This window comes from Hyphomicrobium sp. DMF-1 (assembly GCF_027886585.1).
Lineage (GTDB): Bacteria > Pseudomonadota > Alphaproteobacteria > Rhizobiales > Hyphomicrobiaceae > Hyphomicrobium_C > Hyphomicrobium_C zavarzinii.
On record NZ_CP115706.1, the window covers coordinates 2,234,478 to 2,248,495 of the forward strand.

Annotated in this window: 17 protein-coding genes; 7 read left to right on the forward strand and 10 right to left on the reverse strand. The window is 64.0% G+C overall.

Annotated features, from left to right (window positions below):
* Position 1: 1 nt before the first annotated feature.
* The 5 genes from PE058_RS10205 to PE058_RS10225 all read right to left on the reverse strand — a co-directional run bounded on the left by PE058_RS10205 (position 2) and on the right by PE058_RS10225 (position 4,492).
* Positions 2–694, reverse strand: a complete 693-nt coding sequence (locus PE058_RS10205; RefSeq protein ID WP_271030531.1) for an MgtC/SapB family protein — start codon at positions 692–694, stop codon at positions 2–4.
* 19 nt (positions 695–713) lie between these two features.
* Positions 714–1,535, reverse strand: a complete 822-nt coding sequence (locus PE058_RS10210) for an HAD-IIB family hydrolase (protein WP_020087189.1) — start codon at positions 1,533–1,535, stop codon at positions 714–716.
* 205 nt (positions 1,536–1,740) lie between these two features.
* Entirely contained in the window at positions 1,741–3,090 is a 1,350-nt protein-coding gene (locus tag PE058_RS10215) for a hypothetical protein (protein WP_245257702.1), read from the reverse strand.
* Positions 3,091–3,200: 110 nt separating this feature from the next.
* Entirely contained in the window at positions 3,201–3,989 is a 789-nt protein-coding gene (locus PE058_RS10220) for a hypothetical protein (protein WP_271030532.1), read from the reverse strand.
* A 17-nt stretch (positions 3,990–4,006) separates the two neighbouring features.
* On the reverse strand, positions 4,007–4,492 hold the full coding sequence (locus PE058_RS10225) for a methyltransferase family protein (RefSeq protein WP_020087192.1): 486 nt from the start codon (positions 4,490–4,492) through the stop codon (positions 4,007–4,009).
* A gap of 244 nt (positions 4,493–4,736) precedes the next feature.
* Between PE058_RS10225 and PE058_RS10230 the strand changes: the two genes are divergently transcribed.
* Positions 4,737–5,033, forward strand: coding sequence for an SH3 domain-containing protein (locus PE058_RS10230; protein WP_020087193.1), 297 nt, complete (start codon positions 4,737–4,739; stop codon positions 5,031–5,033).
* Between the two features lie 71 nt (positions 5,034–5,104).
* Positions 5,105–5,905 (forward strand): YdcF family protein, encoded by an 801-nt coding sequence (locus tag PE058_RS10235; protein ID WP_271030533.1) that lies wholly within the window; start codon positions 5,105–5,107, stop codon positions 5,903–5,905.
* Here PE058_RS10235 and PE058_RS10240 read toward each other — a convergent pair whose 3' ends face one another.
* Positions 5,906–6,349 (reverse strand): hypothetical protein, encoded by a 444-nt coding sequence (locus tag PE058_RS10240; protein WP_271030534.1) that lies wholly within the window; start codon positions 6,347–6,349, stop codon positions 5,906–5,908. It lies immediately after the preceding gene.
* A 315-nt stretch (positions 6,350–6,664) separates the two neighbouring features.
* Here PE058_RS10240 and PE058_RS10245 point away from each other — a divergent pair, with 315 nt between their 5' ends.
* The 4 genes from PE058_RS10245 (at position 6,665) to PE058_RS10260 (ending at position 9,436) form a co-directional block, all read left to right on the forward strand.
* Positions 6,665–7,126, forward strand: coding sequence for a hypothetical protein (locus PE058_RS10245; RefSeq protein ID WP_271030535.1), 462 nt, complete (start codon positions 6,665–6,667; stop codon positions 7,124–7,126).
* An 85-nt stretch (positions 7,127–7,211) separates the two neighbouring features.
* On the forward strand, positions 7,212–7,652 hold the full coding sequence (locus PE058_RS10250; protein ID WP_020087197.1) for a DUF1489 family protein: 441 nt from the start codon (positions 7,212–7,214) through the stop codon (positions 7,650–7,652).
* A 74-nt stretch (positions 7,653–7,726) separates the two neighbouring features.
* Positions 7,727–8,839: a pyridoxal phosphate-dependent aminotransferase gene (locus PE058_RS10255; protein ID WP_020087198.1), complete on the forward strand. Its 1,113-nt coding sequence runs from the start codon at positions 7,727–7,729 to the stop codon at positions 8,837–8,839.
* A 192-nt stretch (positions 8,840–9,031) separates the two neighbouring features.
* Complete coding sequence (locus tag PE058_RS10260) at positions 9,032–9,436, forward strand: hypothetical protein (protein ID WP_020087199.1); 405 nt, start codon at positions 9,032–9,034, stop codon at positions 9,434–9,436.
* A gap of 87 nt (positions 9,437–9,523) precedes the next feature.
* On the opposite strand, the gene PE058_RS10265 is transcribed toward PE058_RS10260, so the two are convergent.
* On the reverse strand, positions 9,524–10,297 hold the full coding sequence (locus tag PE058_RS10265) for a DUF4846 domain-containing protein (RefSeq protein WP_271030536.1): 774 nt from the start codon (positions 10,295–10,297) through the stop codon (positions 9,524–9,526).
* Between the two features lie 104 nt (positions 10,298–10,401).
* Positions 10,402–10,779 (reverse strand): c-type cytochrome, encoded by a 378-nt coding sequence (locus PE058_RS10270; protein ID WP_020087201.1) that lies wholly within the window; start codon positions 10,777–10,779, stop codon positions 10,402–10,404.
* A gap of 967 nt (positions 10,780–11,746) precedes the next feature.
* On the opposite strand from PE058_RS10270, the gene PE058_RS10275 reads away from it, so the two are divergent.
* Positions 11,747–12,055, forward strand: coding sequence for a hypothetical protein (locus PE058_RS10275; protein WP_020087202.1), 309 nt, complete (start codon positions 11,747–11,749; stop codon positions 12,053–12,055).
* A gap of 96 nt (positions 12,056–12,151) precedes the next feature.
* On the opposite strand, the gene glnA is transcribed toward PE058_RS10275, so the two are convergent.
* Both glnA and PE058_RS10285 read right to left on the reverse strand, forming a co-directional pair.
* A complete protein-coding gene (gene glnA, locus PE058_RS10280) occupies positions 12,152–13,558 on the reverse strand; it encodes a type I glutamate--ammonia ligase (protein ID WP_020087203.1) in 1,407 nt (468 codons plus the stop codon).
* A 54-nt stretch (positions 13,559–13,612) separates the two neighbouring features.
* A complete protein-coding gene (locus PE058_RS10285; protein WP_020087204.1) occupies positions 13,613–13,951 on the reverse strand; it encodes a P-II family nitrogen regulator in 339 nt (112 codons plus the stop codon).
* Positions 13,952–14,018 lie beyond the last annotated feature (67 nt).

Sequence of the window (14,018 nt, forward strand, 5' to 3'; positions counted from 1 at the left end):
GCTAGTCGCCGCTCGGCGAGATGCGGAACTCCAGCAGGTCCGTGCGCGTGCGCAATTCGCTCGCGAGCGTTTCGATCGCGTGCTTGCTCCCTGTGCGCACCATCATCCGGTACTCGTAGAAGCCGCCCGCCCGGTCCAGGCGATAGCTCATGTTGGCGATCGAGAAGCCTTGCGCTGCGATGAGCGTGCGGACATCGCGCTCCGGCAGCACTTTGTCCTCGGAGAAGCGCAGCACGAGCTGGCCGAAGGTGTGGCTCGGGATCCAGGCCTCGATGCGGCGGAAGATGGCGAGCGTCCCCAGGGTGGCGAGCGTCGCGAGCGTCGCCGGGAAGAAAAAACCCACGCCGTAGAGGATACCGATCGCCGACGTGATCCAGATCGATGCCGCGGTCGTGAGGCCGCGAACGGTAAGCCCGTCCTTGAAAATCACGCCGGCGCCGAGAAAGCCGATGCCGGTCATGATGCCTTGCGCGATGCGCGTGGGGTCGGTGCGCACTGTTTCCATGGGAACGGCGCCCAGCCAATCCCACTGGTAGGCGGTGACGACCATGAGGAGAGCGGCAGCGAGACAGACGAGAGCGTGCGTGCGAAATCCGGCAGGACGGCCGTGAAAGCTCCGCTCGAGACCGATCAGGCTGCCTGCGGCCCAGGCGGCGGCCAGATGAGTGGCGATCTCGACATAGTGCGGATGCATCGCTCTCCAGGTCTGTGGCTCAGTGGCTTTCCGCGCTGCGGGCCGGGAGCGCTTTGGCCGGTGCATCGGGGCGATTGGCGAGAATGGCGTCCGCGACCTCCACGAAGCCCGCCCCGCCGGCGCCCTTGGTGATCCAGGTCGGCGGGTGAGGAATGTCCGCCAGATGGCGGGTGACGGTGCTGACGCCGACGGACTTCGGCATATGGGCGAACATCGGCGCATCATTGGCGGAATCGCCGACGAACAACAGACGGTCGCGATCGAGATCGATGTCGAGGCCGGTGATGGCGGGCAGGAATTTGCGGACCGCGGTCACCTTGTTGTAGCCGCCGAACCAGGCGATCACCCACAAGGAGTTCGCGGTAGCGCTCGCGCCTCTCGCCTCGAACTCGCGGAGCACGGCGCGCGCCGTCGCGCGATCGTCCGGCCTTGCCAGGGCGAGGCTCGTGCGGCGGAAAGGCTGATCATCCGACAGGGTCAATTCGGGGTGCTTTTTCATGATCGTGCGCGCCATGTCCGCGAGGCGGGACTGGGCCGCTTCGAGCATGTCGGGCGTGCTCCAGAAGCGGCGCGTCACGCTCGTGCCCTCGCGGCTGAAGCAGAAGCCGCCGTTCTCGCCGATGACGGCCGTGACCGGCCACATGCGCACCATCTGGTCGCACCACCCCGCGGGGGCCGCCGTGACGGGGATGACGCGCACGCCGGCAGCTTCCAGGCGCTCCAGCGCGTCATAGGTCTCGGCGGACAGCTTTCCATCGAAGGTCAGCGTGTCGTCCATGTCGGTCAGGACAACTTGGACGCCGCGCAGATCGACGGATGCGGCGGCCGAGATCGGCCTCATGGCGCGAGATCCACGGGCCTGCGTCTCTCTTGAGATGTCGCGGGGGACACGTGCGGTGGCGATAGCCAAAGGGGTGGCTCCAGGTCAGTAGGTTTGCGAACGTAATGTGACGGGGTGACAAGTCGAACGACGAAAAGCCGATAAGCTCCGCATCAGAACTGCAATAGGAATATGAGAAGCGGGCATTGCCCCGGTTTCCACCGCGTCAGCTCGTGGGTGCATCCAGCTTGCGGGTGAGGTTCTCAAACTCGCGCCGCAGCTCCTCATTCTTGAAGATCTGCTCGAAAGTCGGTGCCTCGAGCTTCTGGATGGCTTCGAACGAGGTGGAGCTGTCGCGCATCAGGTTGCGCAGCTCGAGGCTGGCCTCGACGGTATCGAAGGTGTTGTCGGCGATGCGCAGATCGTGCGTGGCGCGGGTGCGGGCGGCCGCGATCTGCTCGCGCTGCTGGGCGAGGTAACGGCGATAGCCTTTGGCGGCTTCCTCCGCGATCTTCTGGCTTTCGCGGTTGGCGTCGAGAGCGCGCTTCTGATCGGGGCGGTTCTCGGCGCGCATCAGCTCCTGTGTCTTGCGCTTCGCCTCCGCCAGATCCTTCAGGATGGCATCGAGCTTGGGCATGTACTGTGTGTCGATCTTGGCGATGGTCGCGTCCTGGGCGTGAACGAGCAGCGCGAAGAGGGCCGCATGCATGGCGAAGTACTTGCGTGCCGCGCCGGGGTTCTCGGCGGTTGCCGTCATCAACTTGGCGAGCTGGCCGTCGATGATCTTGGCGGCGTGGAAGGTCGCGACGAGGCGGACGAGATCGCCCGAGAGCACGCCGTCGAGCAGCAGATCGAGCTGGTCGGGCGCAAGATCCACGCCCGATTTGGTGAGTGCGTCCTTGATCTCCCCCTTGGCCGCGGCGATGGAAGCTTCGTTCTCCTTGATGCGCGTCTTGTGCTCCGCGATCTTGGTGCCGAGGCTGTCGACGGTGTCGTTCAACACGCCGGGCAGCATGGCGTCCTTCGGCGCGGTGAGTTGCTTTTCCTTCAGGGTGACGATGTTGGTTTCGAGATCGCGGATGTTGCGGCGGTAGCCCTCGATCTTCTTCTGCACCTCCACAACGGGAGCATCGGTCACGATGCCGAGCGCGGCGTCGAGAAGCTGGCGGATGCGGGCTTCGCGATCCTCTCTGGTCTCGGTCCAGAGCGGGGTAACCAGAAACTCGTCCTTGCCGGGGAGCTTCTTGGCTTCCGAGCGCTGCTCGGCCACGTCCTTCAGGAGTCCGTCGATGGCGTTCATCAGAAGGCGCGCCTGCTCGTAGGCGGGATCGCCTTCGCGCGGATCGCGGGGAGCGGCGGGTGTGTCTGCGGCAGTGCCGGTGGGCGCGGGCGCCGCTTTCGGGTTTCCAGCCGCCTGCGTGGAGTTGAGGATCTCGGCGATGCTGTCCTTGGCGCGCGCGGACTGAGCCAGGGCAGGAGGCGCAAGGCCGTTTGCGATCACGGCCGCGAGGGCTGCTCCGGCGACTGCGGTCATCCGGCCAACAATGCGTAGCGACGAGTTCGAGTGGGGTGCCAAATCTGCCTCCTCAGGGCCGCCATGCAGCACCGGAATTCAGGCAAATCGATGATTTGCGACAGGCGTCCCGTGGACAGCCTGCGCCTGCCGCCCGCCTTGGTCCGGCAGAGCTAGCCGCCTTTGGCTGCGTGCGTGACGGCTGCCAGCAGGGCAGGGGTGATCTGGCGCGCATCGGTGAGCACGGCCATGTGGCTCATGGCAGGAGCACCGCGCAGGGCGAGCTTCGACGCTTCGAGGGGCGCATCCTGCGGCCGCTCCTTCAGCGCAAGGCCGAGGCGCAGCTCCTTCGCGGTGATCGTCAGGACGCCGAAAGTGGTGCCGCCGAGGTGGAAGGTCAGGTGACTGTCGAAGGGCGTGGTGACGGTGCCGGGCACGGCCTTGCCGACCTCGGCGATCACGTAGTTCGCCAGGGGGCGGAAGGCCTTCGCGCGGGCCAGCAGGGCCTCCAGCGTGACCGGGTCCGGCGCCGGGGCGGGCGTGAGCGGTACCGTCGCGGCAGGGGCGCTCACGGCAACGGGGAGGGGTGCAACGGCGAGGGGTGCCGCTGGCGGCGGGGGTGATGACGGTGCAGTGGCCGGCGCCGGGTTCTGCGTCTCGCGCGGTGCTTCGGGCGGGGCTGCGGGGCGCTGGCGGGGTGGAGCAGGTGTGCGCCGTGCGGTCGCGGGCCGGGGGCTTCCCGCCCCGGCGTAGATCGGCCGGCCGCCGTTGTTGTGGATGCGCTCGATCCAGGAGGCCTTCGAGAACATGAAGCCCTGGCGGCGCAGCCAGTCGATGATGTCGTTCCTGTGGGTCAGGCCTTCGGCTGCGATGGCCGCCAGCCAGTCCTCGAGCGCACGGCCGGTGTCGGCCTTCAGCGTTTCCAGAAACTGGCGCTCCTTCTCGCCATAGTCGGTGCTCACCAGAAGTCCCCCACGTGTCAGATCCAGCGCCGGGTGCGGGCTTTGTAGTCCCGGTAGGCGTCTCCGAAGCGCTCCTCCAGATGGCGCTCCTCCGGCAGGATAGCGAGCCACGTTACAAGGACAGCGAAGGGCAGCGCCAGGATCACGAACCAGACATTCTGTGTCAGCTCCGCGATGCCGAACAGGATCAGGATGTCGGCAACATAGATGGGATTGCGCCGGAAGCGGAAGGGTCCATCGGTGACCAGTACGTCGGCGGCTTTGTCGGGCAGAACGGTGGTGCCGTGACGGCGCAGCGTCCAGACTGCCCAGACGAGCAGAGCGAGACCGGCCGCGCCCAGGCCGCGCCCGACGATGTGGCCCATCGTATCGTCCTCTCCCGGCCAATCGAGGGGGAGCATGTGTCCAAGCGCGATCGCGGCGGCAACCGTCGCGACGAGCAGGATCGGGGGCCAGGGGATGGTCGAAGGCGGCGTTGCGGCTCTGCTTTCCGTTCCGGACATGTGTTTCGATCTCGGGTTTTTGATCTCGGGCGGTATCGTGAGGTGTCTGCCACGGGAGATAGGGTTAATCTCATGCGCAGGGCCAGGCAAATGTCCGGCTCCGTCGTTTAGGCCATACTTTTATCCGTAATCGGCATTACCAGCGCCCCGTTCAGATCTGGTTCAAATCCGGTTCATCAAGCCCGGTGTATCAGGCGCGTCGTGCTGGGCGCGCGCGCCGCGTATTTTCAAGGAAGGAAACCCCATGACATCGAAATCTCCTCTCATGCTCGCGCTGGCCGGGCTTGTGGCGCTGTCCGGCTTCTCGGCCGAAGCGCAGGCCGCCACCAAGTACGGCTGCTTCAAGGTGACGGTGCCGAGCCTCAACCTTCGCGCCCGCCCTTACAGCACGGCGGATGTGATCGGCGTCGCACACAAGGGCGACATCCTGGAGAAGCGGAAGCTCTTCTGCACGCCGCGCGGCTTCTGGTGCGCGGTCCGCAAGGGCTCGCTCGAGGGCTATGCCGACAAGTCGAACATGGCGAAGATCGCCTGTCCGTAAGAGCCGAAGCGGCGGAGCCCGCGCGACGCGCGGCTCTGCCGGTCTCCTTGCTTTCGACCGACCGGGGCTAGATGCCTTTCACGCTCTCCAAAATCCTGGCGCTCCTCGCTCAGCCATCGTCGGTGCTCGTGATTTGCGTGCTCGCCGGCCTATGGCTGATGCGGCGTGACGGAAGCCGTCTCGGGCGCCGCCTTGCCTGGGGTGGAGCGCTGGGCTTGCTGGTGTGTGGCCTCTTCCCAGTCGGCAACCTTTTCATTCTTCCGCTCGAGCAGCGTTTTGCCTCCGTCCCTCGTCCGGCGCAAAGCGACCGGGTCGCGGGGATCATCATTCTCGGCGGGTTCGAGGATGGATGGGTCTCGGCGGGACGCGGCGGTCTCGGTCTCAACGAGGCGGCGGAGCGCGTGACGGAAGCCTTGCGGCTCGGCCTTCGGCATCCGGAAGCCAAGGTGGTGTTCACGGGCGGAGTCGGCGGATTGCTTGCACGCAACACGGGCGCGGCCGAGCCCGTGGCCGCGTTCCTCATGGACGGGGGCATCGCGCAGGATCGCCTCGTGCTCGAAGGCCGGGCGCGCAACACCTACGAGAATGCGGTGTTCACGCGCGACCTCGTCGAGCCCAAGCCCGGCGAGCGCTGGTATCTGGTGACGAGCGCCTATCACATGCCGCGCTCGATGGGGCTCTTCCGCAAAGCCGGGTTCGATGTGATCGCCTATCCGGTCGACTATCGCACGCGCGGTGCGGAAGACCTGATGCGCTTCTTCGAGCGGATTCCGCAGGGGCTGATGCGGCTCGATCTCGCGGTCAACGAATGGCTGGGGCTTCTTGCCTATCGGGCGCTCGGCCGGATCGACGAGCTGTTTCCAGGTCCCTGATCAGGGCTGCTTTACGAGACGTGTGCGCGGCGGATCCTTGGCGGCCGGATTCAGCTCCGCTTCGAGATCGAAGCTCGGGCATTTCTTTTCCTCGAGCCGCTTATTGTAGGCTTCGAGCTGTGCGCGGTCGCGTGCGTAGCGGCCGTCGGGATCCGCGCCCACGGATGTGCCGCCGAACACCGGCGTCGTCGCCGACTGAATGCCTCGCGAGAGCGCGGTGGTCTGACGGCGCGTCTGGAAATCGCGGATCTGCACGATCCGCACGGCCATGCGGCCGGTGAGCTTCCTGCAGTCGAGCTCAAGATCGGCGTCCGTGAGCTGATAGCCGCCCGGCGGCGGCAGCTTGCTCACCGTCTCGCCGGCCGGCAGCGCGGATGTGATGGTCGGAGCAAGGCTCTCGCTCTGCGAGGCACAGGCGCCGAGCAGCAGGGCCGCGAGGGCCACACATCGTTGCGGTTTGAGGCTCAGGAGCATGCGAGGCGGAAAGCCGGTCTGTCTGGGTTCAATGGCGAACCTTATCTCCCAGCGGGGCGATTCCCGCGAGTCCCCCAAATGCCGGAGGCTGAGGTGATCATCGTCTAAAAAGCGGCATGACAAAGGCTTATGTCCCGTGCGCAGGGCGCGGGCAAGGGCTAGGGTATCGATTGGCGCGGGTGTTCGCGGAAAACCGCTTCACAGCCGTCCGGAAGCGCTCTAACCCTCTGGCTTGGTTCGAGTTAGACGGCCGCTCGGGTGGGCGGCCAGACGGAAGGGGCGAGTATGACGCGGTGTTCGAAACTCGTGTTTTTGGATCTCGGTGTGGTGCGGGGGCTTACGGCTGCGGCCGGGCTTTGCGTTCTCGCGGGTGCCGCAGCGGCCGAGGACGTCCCCAAGAATCTCGTCTGCTCGTTTACGTCGGGCGCTTCCTGGAGCTACGACGCGGGCGTTTTCCATTCGAAGCCGCCAAGCCCGCTCTCGTTCAGCATCGAGGAGATCGACCTCGAGCAGCAGAAGGCCACGTTGCAGACGGAAAACGGGTCCACCGGTGGCAAGCTCAGCGTGGTACGCGCCATCAACGCCAACCATTTCATCGAGATCGTGAACGAGGGTTTCATGAACCTCACGACGATCTACGACAAGGATGCGGCGTCCGGGAAACATCCGGCCGTGCATTCCCGTCACTTCGGCATTCTAGGACAGCCGGTTTTCAGCCAGTACACGGGCTTCTGCAGCGACAAGTGACTTGTGGATTGCCTCGTCCGGACGGCCCGTTTCGGAGTAGAACACGGGTGCCGGCCGCCGGGCCGCGCGATGACCGGATCTCATCATGTCGCTTCACATCGTCAAGCTCTGCGTCGGCGTCTCCTCGATCGAGGAGCTAGCGGCGTGGCAGAAGGGCTGGGTGAAGGAGCAGAAGGCGCGCGGTGAGAAACCGCGCATCTATCACCGCACGCTCCAGACGCCCAAGAAGCAGGAGGCGCTGCTTCCCAACGGCTCGCTCTACTGGGTCATCAAGGGTGTCATCCAGGCCCGCCAGAAGCTGATCGGTTTCGAGGAGGGAACGAGGGACGACGGCACACCGTGCTGTCTCATCCTGCTCGATCGCAAGCTGGTGGCGGTGCGCCCGGTTCCGCGCCGCGCCTTTCAGGGCTGGCGCTATCTGACGGAAGAGGACGCGCCGGAGGATCTGGCGGGCGGCAGCGGCGGCGATTTTGCCGCGCTTCCACCCGACATGCGCCGCGCGCTACTGGATCTGGGACTTATCTAGCAGGGACCACGCTTCAGGCGCCGCCGGAGCATCGGTCTTGCCAAGGCACATTTGAGAAGACCGCCGGGGAGCACATGGGACGGCCGCCGATCACTCGCATTGTTCGAGACTTGCCGAAGCTCGTTCCGTTCGTTGGCCCTGAAGCCCAGGAACGGGCACGCGGCAGGCCGTTCGCGGCCCGGCTCGGCGCCAACGAAAGCCTGTTCGGTCCGAGCCCCGCTGCGATCCGCGCGATGCGGGATGCGGCTGCGGAAAACTGGAAGTACTCGGATCCCGAGAACTACGATCTTCGCCATGCGCTCGCCCGCCACCACGGCGTGGCGGCGGACAACGTGGTGATCGGCGAAGGGATCGACGGGCTGCTCGGGCTCGCGGTCAAGATCGCTGCGGAGCCCGGCGAAGTGGTGGTCACTTCGGATGGCGCGTATCCTACGTTCAACTTCCACGTGGCGGCGCAAGGCGCGACGCTGGTCAAGGTGCCCTATCGCGACGACAGGGAGGATCTCGGCGCGCTGCTGGATGCGGTGAAGCGCCATGACGCGCGGGTGGTGTACGTTTCCAATCCCGACAATCCGATGGGATCGTGGTGGCCTGCTTCCGAGCTTCTCCGCCTGATCGACGCCTTGCCGGATGGCGTGCTGCTGCTGCTCGACGAAGCTTATTGCGATACGGCGCCGCTGGATGCGGCTCCGCCGATCGATGTCGCCAATCCGCAAGTGCTGCGGCTGCGGACGTTCTCCAAGGCGTATGGGCTTGCCGGGGCGCGGATCGGTTATGCGGTGGGCGAGCGGGAGTTGATCTCCCTCTTCGAGAAGGTGCGCAATCACTACGGCATCAATCGCGTCGGGCAGATCGGTGCACTGGAAGCGTTGATCGATCAGGCCTACCTCGCTGATGCGGTGGGCCGGATTGCGCGGGCTCGCGACAAGATTTCCGACATCGCCCGCGCGCAGGGCCTCGTTCCGTTGCCGTCGGGCGCGAATTTCGTCACCATCGATTGCGGCGTGGACGGCGCATTCGCGCGTGCCGTGCTGGATAAGTTGCTCGCGCGAGACATCTTCGTGCGCAAGCCTGCCGTTGCGCCGCTCGACCGCTGCATTCGTGTTTCCTGCGGCCGCGACGAGGATCTGGCGTTGTTCGCCGCCGCTCTGCCTGCCGCCTTGGCGGCCGCGCGGGAACAAAAATAAATTTGCAGCGCTCTTCGTCGTGAAGATCGGGTTTCCGACGTATACTTTCGGCGTCAGGCCGGGTCAGCCTGAAAAGCGGGCCGGAAAACAGCGCAATAGGGGTGTTCCCGCTCTTGTTCGAATCGATTTCGCACCCAAATCTTTGCGTGATCGTGCTTCCTTCGTGAGAAGCACATTTTGAAGGGGAGACTGATGCAGAAATCCGCACGGGGCATGTTTCTCTCTTTGGGACTGGGCGCGCTTTGTCTCGCCGCCGTAGCCGCGCCAGGACGTGCCGACTCTCCAGGGCTTGCGGGCTCCTGGAAGGGTGGGGGCACGTGGACTTATACGTCCGGCGCGACTGAGCGGGCGCGCTGCCGCGCAACGTTCAGTCCAAGCGGCAAGGCGGCATACGACGTGAGTGCGACTTGTGCCACGCAGTCCGGAACGGTTTCACAGACCGGTTTCGTGCGCGGCTCGGGCGGCACATTCCGCGGCACGTTCTACAATCCGGAATTCGACACATCCGGAAAGATCGTGATTTCCGTTAGTGGAGGCAGCCAGGTCGTCAGGCTCTCCAGCTCCAAGGGTTCGGGCGTCATTCGCCTGTCACGCTAGGCGCTGGCACAGACCGCAGAGAACGCTCACGCCGGTTCGAGAGATCCGGCGTGATGCTTTTTGAACTCGCGGTTTCGGACTTGCCTTTCAGGGCCAGCGGCGCAGAGCGCTTCTGAGGAACACCCATTCCGGCGTGACGAGCTGGCCGCCGATTTCGGTCGAGTACCAGGGTGTGCCGTCTGCCGATTTCGGGTTCTTGAGAACGTGGATGTCCTGGGCGGGCATGTAGCTCTGAAGCAAGAGGAAGCGCTTCTCGCCGGTTACCCTGTTCTCGACCATGTCGGCAACGAGGACGGCGTGGCCGGGGAAGCCGCCTTTGATGAAAACGTCGCCGATCGCCATTTGCTCGGGCTTCACCGGCTTCAGCTCCCGCTCGAGCGAGTAGGTGCCGGCGTAGGCGAACACCAGATCCATGTACTTTCTGAAGCCGGCGTGATCGCTGCTGCGGCTGCTTGAGAAGCGGCGACGTTTTCCGTCGGTGTCGTTGAAGGCGATCTCCTTGTCGCGGTTCTGGCTGTAGAGCCATTCCGCGCGCAGGCGCATGATGGCGTCGGCGCACTGCTGGAGGTCGCGCTTGCCGATGTCGATATTGACGACGGCGACATGGACATCCTGCCGCCATTTGGGCGCACCGGTGTAGGTCATCACCTTTGCGCCTTCGGGACGCATCGGAAGACCGCGCAGCCAGGCGGCGAACGAACCTTCAGGGGCCGCAATCCGCTCGAAGCCCGGAGGCGGCGTAATGCGCTCCGCGAGGCTTGGCGCAGGCAAGGCCTGCGACGGCAGCCAGCCGTAAGGCGCGCGCGCGTAGGCCGTACCAGACAGTGTGAGAGCGATAAAAAGAAGACCGAGGCGCATCATTGCGTCTCGGTCGCATTCAATCATGGCGGCGCAACGACGAGATGCGCCGCCGGTTGTCTTATTTCACGCGCCCGATCAGTTGGCGCGCTCGATCACTCGCTGGATCACTTGGCGCATTGGGCCTTCACGTAGGCGAGCAGGTTGGCGCGGTCGGTCTCATTCTTGACGCCGGCCGGGAAGATCATCTTGGTTCCGGGCACGAGCTTCTTGTTGTTCTCCACCCATTTCAGAAAGTGGTCATCGTCCCAGGTGGTCCAATCGGTTTTCTTCAGGCCCTCGGAATACTGAAATCCCTCGACGGACGCGACTTTGCGGCCGATCACGCAGGTCAATTCGGGACCGAGCCCGTTTTTCGCGCTTGGTCCGATCTGATGACAAGCTGCGCACTTTTTGAATACTGCAGCGCCTGCTTCGACGTCCTGAGCTGATGCTGCAGTCGGAATGACTGCTGCGAGAACCGCCGCCACCGTCCACTTCCACATATTACGAGCTCCATCCTTGGATCCAGCCTGTTCCGGCTGTGTGCCTACGTATAAATACTTCCGTAGGTTAAATCCAGATCGCTTGACGGGAGCTCCGTCCAGATTCCTTGACGTGGTTTGGTTGGTTTTTGCTGCAGTGCGCTACGCCGCAAGGTGCGCAGCGTTGCGCTGGCGACCTCAACGGGGAGCTATACGCGTGGCAAAAAATCTTGAGCCCGCCGGAGATTGCTCCAGCGGGCTCGCGAGATCGCGGACAAGGACTCTTTCAATTGCGCTGCGGGGCGTCACGAACTTCCGTTACGAGAGATCTGCCTTCGTCGAAGGATCGCGTCTCTCCGGAGCCGCCTGCCGGTTCCGCATTTCGTCCTAGCCGTCTGATCCTTTTTCGTGGGTGCTTGGTGGCTATGCTGCTTTCCTCATCGGGCCCTGCATCGGTCCGTGTCGGGAAAGGGCCGGATACGGCCTCTCTTTCTCCCTGTCGATCCCTCTGGCCTCCGATCCCTGGCGCCAGGTCTGTCGATCGAATTCACGGCCTTCCGCCGCGATGCTTAGAAAGCTCGCAGTCTTACCCAAGTTTCCACGTGCAATTTCAAATTGTCTGTTTGGCGCCGCTCGCCAATTGCTCTCTTAAACAGAGCAATCCACTCAGTTCGCGAGCGGTCTCATCTGATCCGGTGGTGACATTTTCTTAGACCTCCTTTCGAGGAGTTTTGAAAGTGTGCGCCTGAGACCCAGAGCTGTCAATATCCGAAGTATGCACAAGTCGCGGGCCGCTCCGGCTCCGTCGCGGCCTTGGTTAACCGAACGTTGAGGCGGGCGGCTTAAGCTCGGGATGCGCCTGAGAAGCGGTCAAGCCGCCCGGCGCTTTCGGTGTGCTCCAAGTTCTGTTCGAGCCTGCTTTCCGTTTTCGATGCGAGCGCGTCTCGCTCGCACCCCACACGGTCAGGCCAAGCCTCGCGAGGCTCACATGAGATCGGCGATCGGGTTTCTTTCGCTTCTGGCTTTCGGATTTCTCGCTGCCGGCGTGCTGGTGGTGATCGGCTCGGCGCCGGTCCCCGATTTTTCGTTCGACAGTCTGTTCACTGGCGATCACTCGGGCGTGCAGCCGGGCTCGCTGCTTTTGGGCCTGGTGCTCGGGTTCGTGCTGTCGGCGCTCGCGCGCGTGTCGTGGAGCGAGCTGCCGCGCCGCTTCGTGGGCTGGCTGATGCAGAACGAGCGCAGCTTCTACCGGCTCGCGCTGGCCTCGATCTTCATCGGCGTTCTGCTGTTCTACTGAGCGCTTGTCTGCTGAGTGCTCCGCAGAGATCCATAACGAGAAAGGCCCGGCATCGCTGCCGGGCCTTTCCTTCCCCCGTCGTGATCGGGGTGTCTCTCAGACCGAGTAGTACATGTCGTACTCGACCGGATGCGGCGTCATCTCGTAACGCATGTTCTCTGCCATACGCAGCTCGATGTAGGCGTCGATCATGTCGTCGGTCATCACGCCGCCAGCCTTGAGGAACGCACGGTCCTTGTCGAGCGAGGCCAGGGCCTCACGCAGGCTGCCCGCAACGGTCGGGATCTTGGCGAGCTCTGCCGGCGGCAGGTCGTAGAGGTTCTTGTCCATCGGGTCGCCCGGATGGATCTTGTTCTGGATGCCGTCGAGGCCGGCCATGAGGAGAGCCGCGAAGGCGAGGTAGGGGTTGGCGCCCGGATCGGGGAAACGCACCTCGATGCGCTTGGCCTTCGGGCTGGTCACGACCGGAATACGGCAGGAGGCGGAGCGGTTGCGCGCCGAGTAGGCGAGCAGAACGGGGGCCTCGTAGCCCGGCACCAGGCGCTTGTAGGAGTTGGTGAGCGGGTTGGTGAAGGCGTTGATGGCCTTCGCGTGCTTCAGGATGCCGCCGATGTAGTAGAGGCAGGTATCCGAAAGGTCGGCGTACTTGTTGCCGGCGAAGGTCGGCTCGCTGCCCTTCCAGATCGACTGGTGCACGTGCATGCCCGAGCCGTTGTCGCCGAAGATCGGCTTCGGCATGAAGGTCGCGGACTTGCCGTAGGCCTGAGCGACCTGATGGACCACGTACTTGTAGATCTGCATGTGGTCGGCCATCGTGATCATCGGGCCGAACTTGACGCCGAGCTCGTGCTGAGCGGCCGCCACCTCATGGTGGTGCTTCTCGACGGTGACGCCCATTTCGGTCAGCACCGAGAGCATCTCGGAGCGGATGTCCTGGCAGCTGTCGATCGGGGGAACCGGGAAGTAGCCGCCCTTGACGCGCGGACGGTGGCCGAGGTTGCCCATCTCGTATTCGGTGCTGGTGTTGGTGGGCAGCTCGGAGCTGTCGACCTTGAAGCCGACGTTGTACATGTCGGTCGAGAACTTCACGTCGTCGAAGATGAAGAACTCGGCTTCGGGGCCGAAGTAGACCTTATCGCCGATGCCGAGCGAGAGCATGTAAGCCTCGGCCTTCTTGGCGATCGAGCGCGGGTCGCGCTCATAGGGCTGGCCGGTCAGCGGCTCGATGACGTCGCAGAAGATGGCAACGGTCGTCTGAGCGAAGAACGGGTCGACGTGGGCGGAAGACGGATCGGGCTTGAGGAACATGTCCGAGCTCTCGATGCCTTTCCAGCCGGCGATCGAAGAACCGTCGAAGGCGTAGCCCTCGAACATGGCTTCGTCGACCGTGCTCACGTCAGCGGTGACGTGCTGCATCTTGCCCTTGGTATCGGTGAACCGCAGGTCGACGAACTTCACGTCCTTGTCCTTGATCAACTTCAGGACGTCACTGACCGTTTTCATAAACACTCCCCTTTGGATTTGAGTTTGCGTATCACGCGTGAGACGCAGCGCAGATCAGATTGCTTCTGCGCCGGTCTCGCCCGTGCGTATGCGAATGGCTTCCTCGATCGACGAGATAAAGATCTTGCCGTCGCCGATGCGGCCGGTTTTGGCCGCTTTCTGGATCGCCTCGACGGCCTTGTCGAGCATCTCATCGCCCAACACGACCTCGATTTTCACCTTCGGCAGGAAGTCGACGACGTACTCAGCGCCGCGATACAGCTCCGTGTGGCCCTTTTGACGGCCGAACCCCTTCGCCTCGATCACGGTGATGCCCTGCAGGCCGATCTCCTGGAGAGCTTCTTTGACCTCGTCGAGCTTGAAGGGCTTAATAATGGCCTCGATCTTCTTCATGCGCCCTTGTCCTCCAGCAGTCCCGATCGCAAAGCCAGATGCGCCGGACCGGCCATCGGGTAGCACG

What these genes read in the sequence shown, in the direction of transcription:
- PE058_RS10205 (WP_271030531.1), bottom strand. Translation starts at nt 694, where the DNA reads ATGCATCCGCACTATGTCGAGATCGCCACTCATCTGGCCGCCGCCTGG.
- PE058_RS10210 (WP_020087189.1), bottom strand. Translation starts at nt 1,535, where the DNA reads ATGAGGCCGATCTCGGCCGCCGCATCCGTCGATCTGCGCGGCGTCCAA.
- PE058_RS10225 (WP_020087192.1), bottom strand. Translation starts at nt 4,492, where the DNA reads ATGTCCGGAACGGAAAGCAGAGCCGCAACGCCGCCTTCGACCATCCCC.
- PE058_RS10230 (WP_020087193.1), top strand. Translation starts at nt 4,737, where the DNA reads ATGACATCGAAATCTCCTCTCATGCTCGCGCTGGCCGGGCTTGTGGCG.
- PE058_RS10235 (WP_271030533.1), top strand. Translation starts at nt 5,105, where the DNA reads ATGCCTTTCACGCTCTCCAAAATCCTGGCGCTCCTCGCTCAGCCATCG.
- PE058_RS10245 (WP_271030535.1), top strand. Translation starts at nt 6,665, where the DNA reads ATGACGCGGTGTTCGAAACTCGTGTTTTTGGATCTCGGTGTGGTGCGG.
- PE058_RS10250 (WP_020087197.1), top strand. Translation starts at nt 7,212, where the DNA reads ATGTCGCTTCACATCGTCAAGCTCTGCGTCGGCGTCTCCTCGATCGAG.
- PE058_RS10255 (WP_020087198.1), top strand. Translation starts at nt 7,727, where the DNA reads ATGGGACGGCCGCCGATCACTCGCATTGTTCGAGACTTGCCGAAGCTC.
- PE058_RS10260 (WP_020087199.1), top strand. Translation starts at nt 9,032, where the DNA reads ATGCAGAAATCCGCACGGGGCATGTTTCTCTCTTTGGGACTGGGCGCG.
- PE058_RS10265 (WP_271030536.1), bottom strand. Translation starts at nt 10,297, where the DNA reads ATGATGCGCCTCGGTCTTCTTTTTATCGCTCTCACACTGTCTGGTACG.
- PE058_RS10270 (WP_020087201.1), bottom strand. Translation starts at nt 10,779, where the DNA reads ATGTGGAAGTGGACGGTGGCGGCGGTTCTCGCAGCAGTCATTCCGACT.
- PE058_RS10275 (WP_020087202.1), top strand. Translation starts at nt 11,747, where the DNA reads ATGAGATCGGCGATCGGGTTTCTTTCGCTTCTGGCTTTCGGATTTCTC.
- glnA (WP_020087203.1), bottom strand. Translation starts at nt 13,558, where the DNA reads ATGAAAACGGTCAGTGACGTCCTGAAGTTGATCAAGGACAAGGACGTG.
- PE058_RS10285 (WP_020087204.1), bottom strand. Translation starts at nt 13,951, where the DNA reads ATGAAGAAGATCGAGGCCATTATTAAGCCCTTCAAGCTCGACGAGGTC.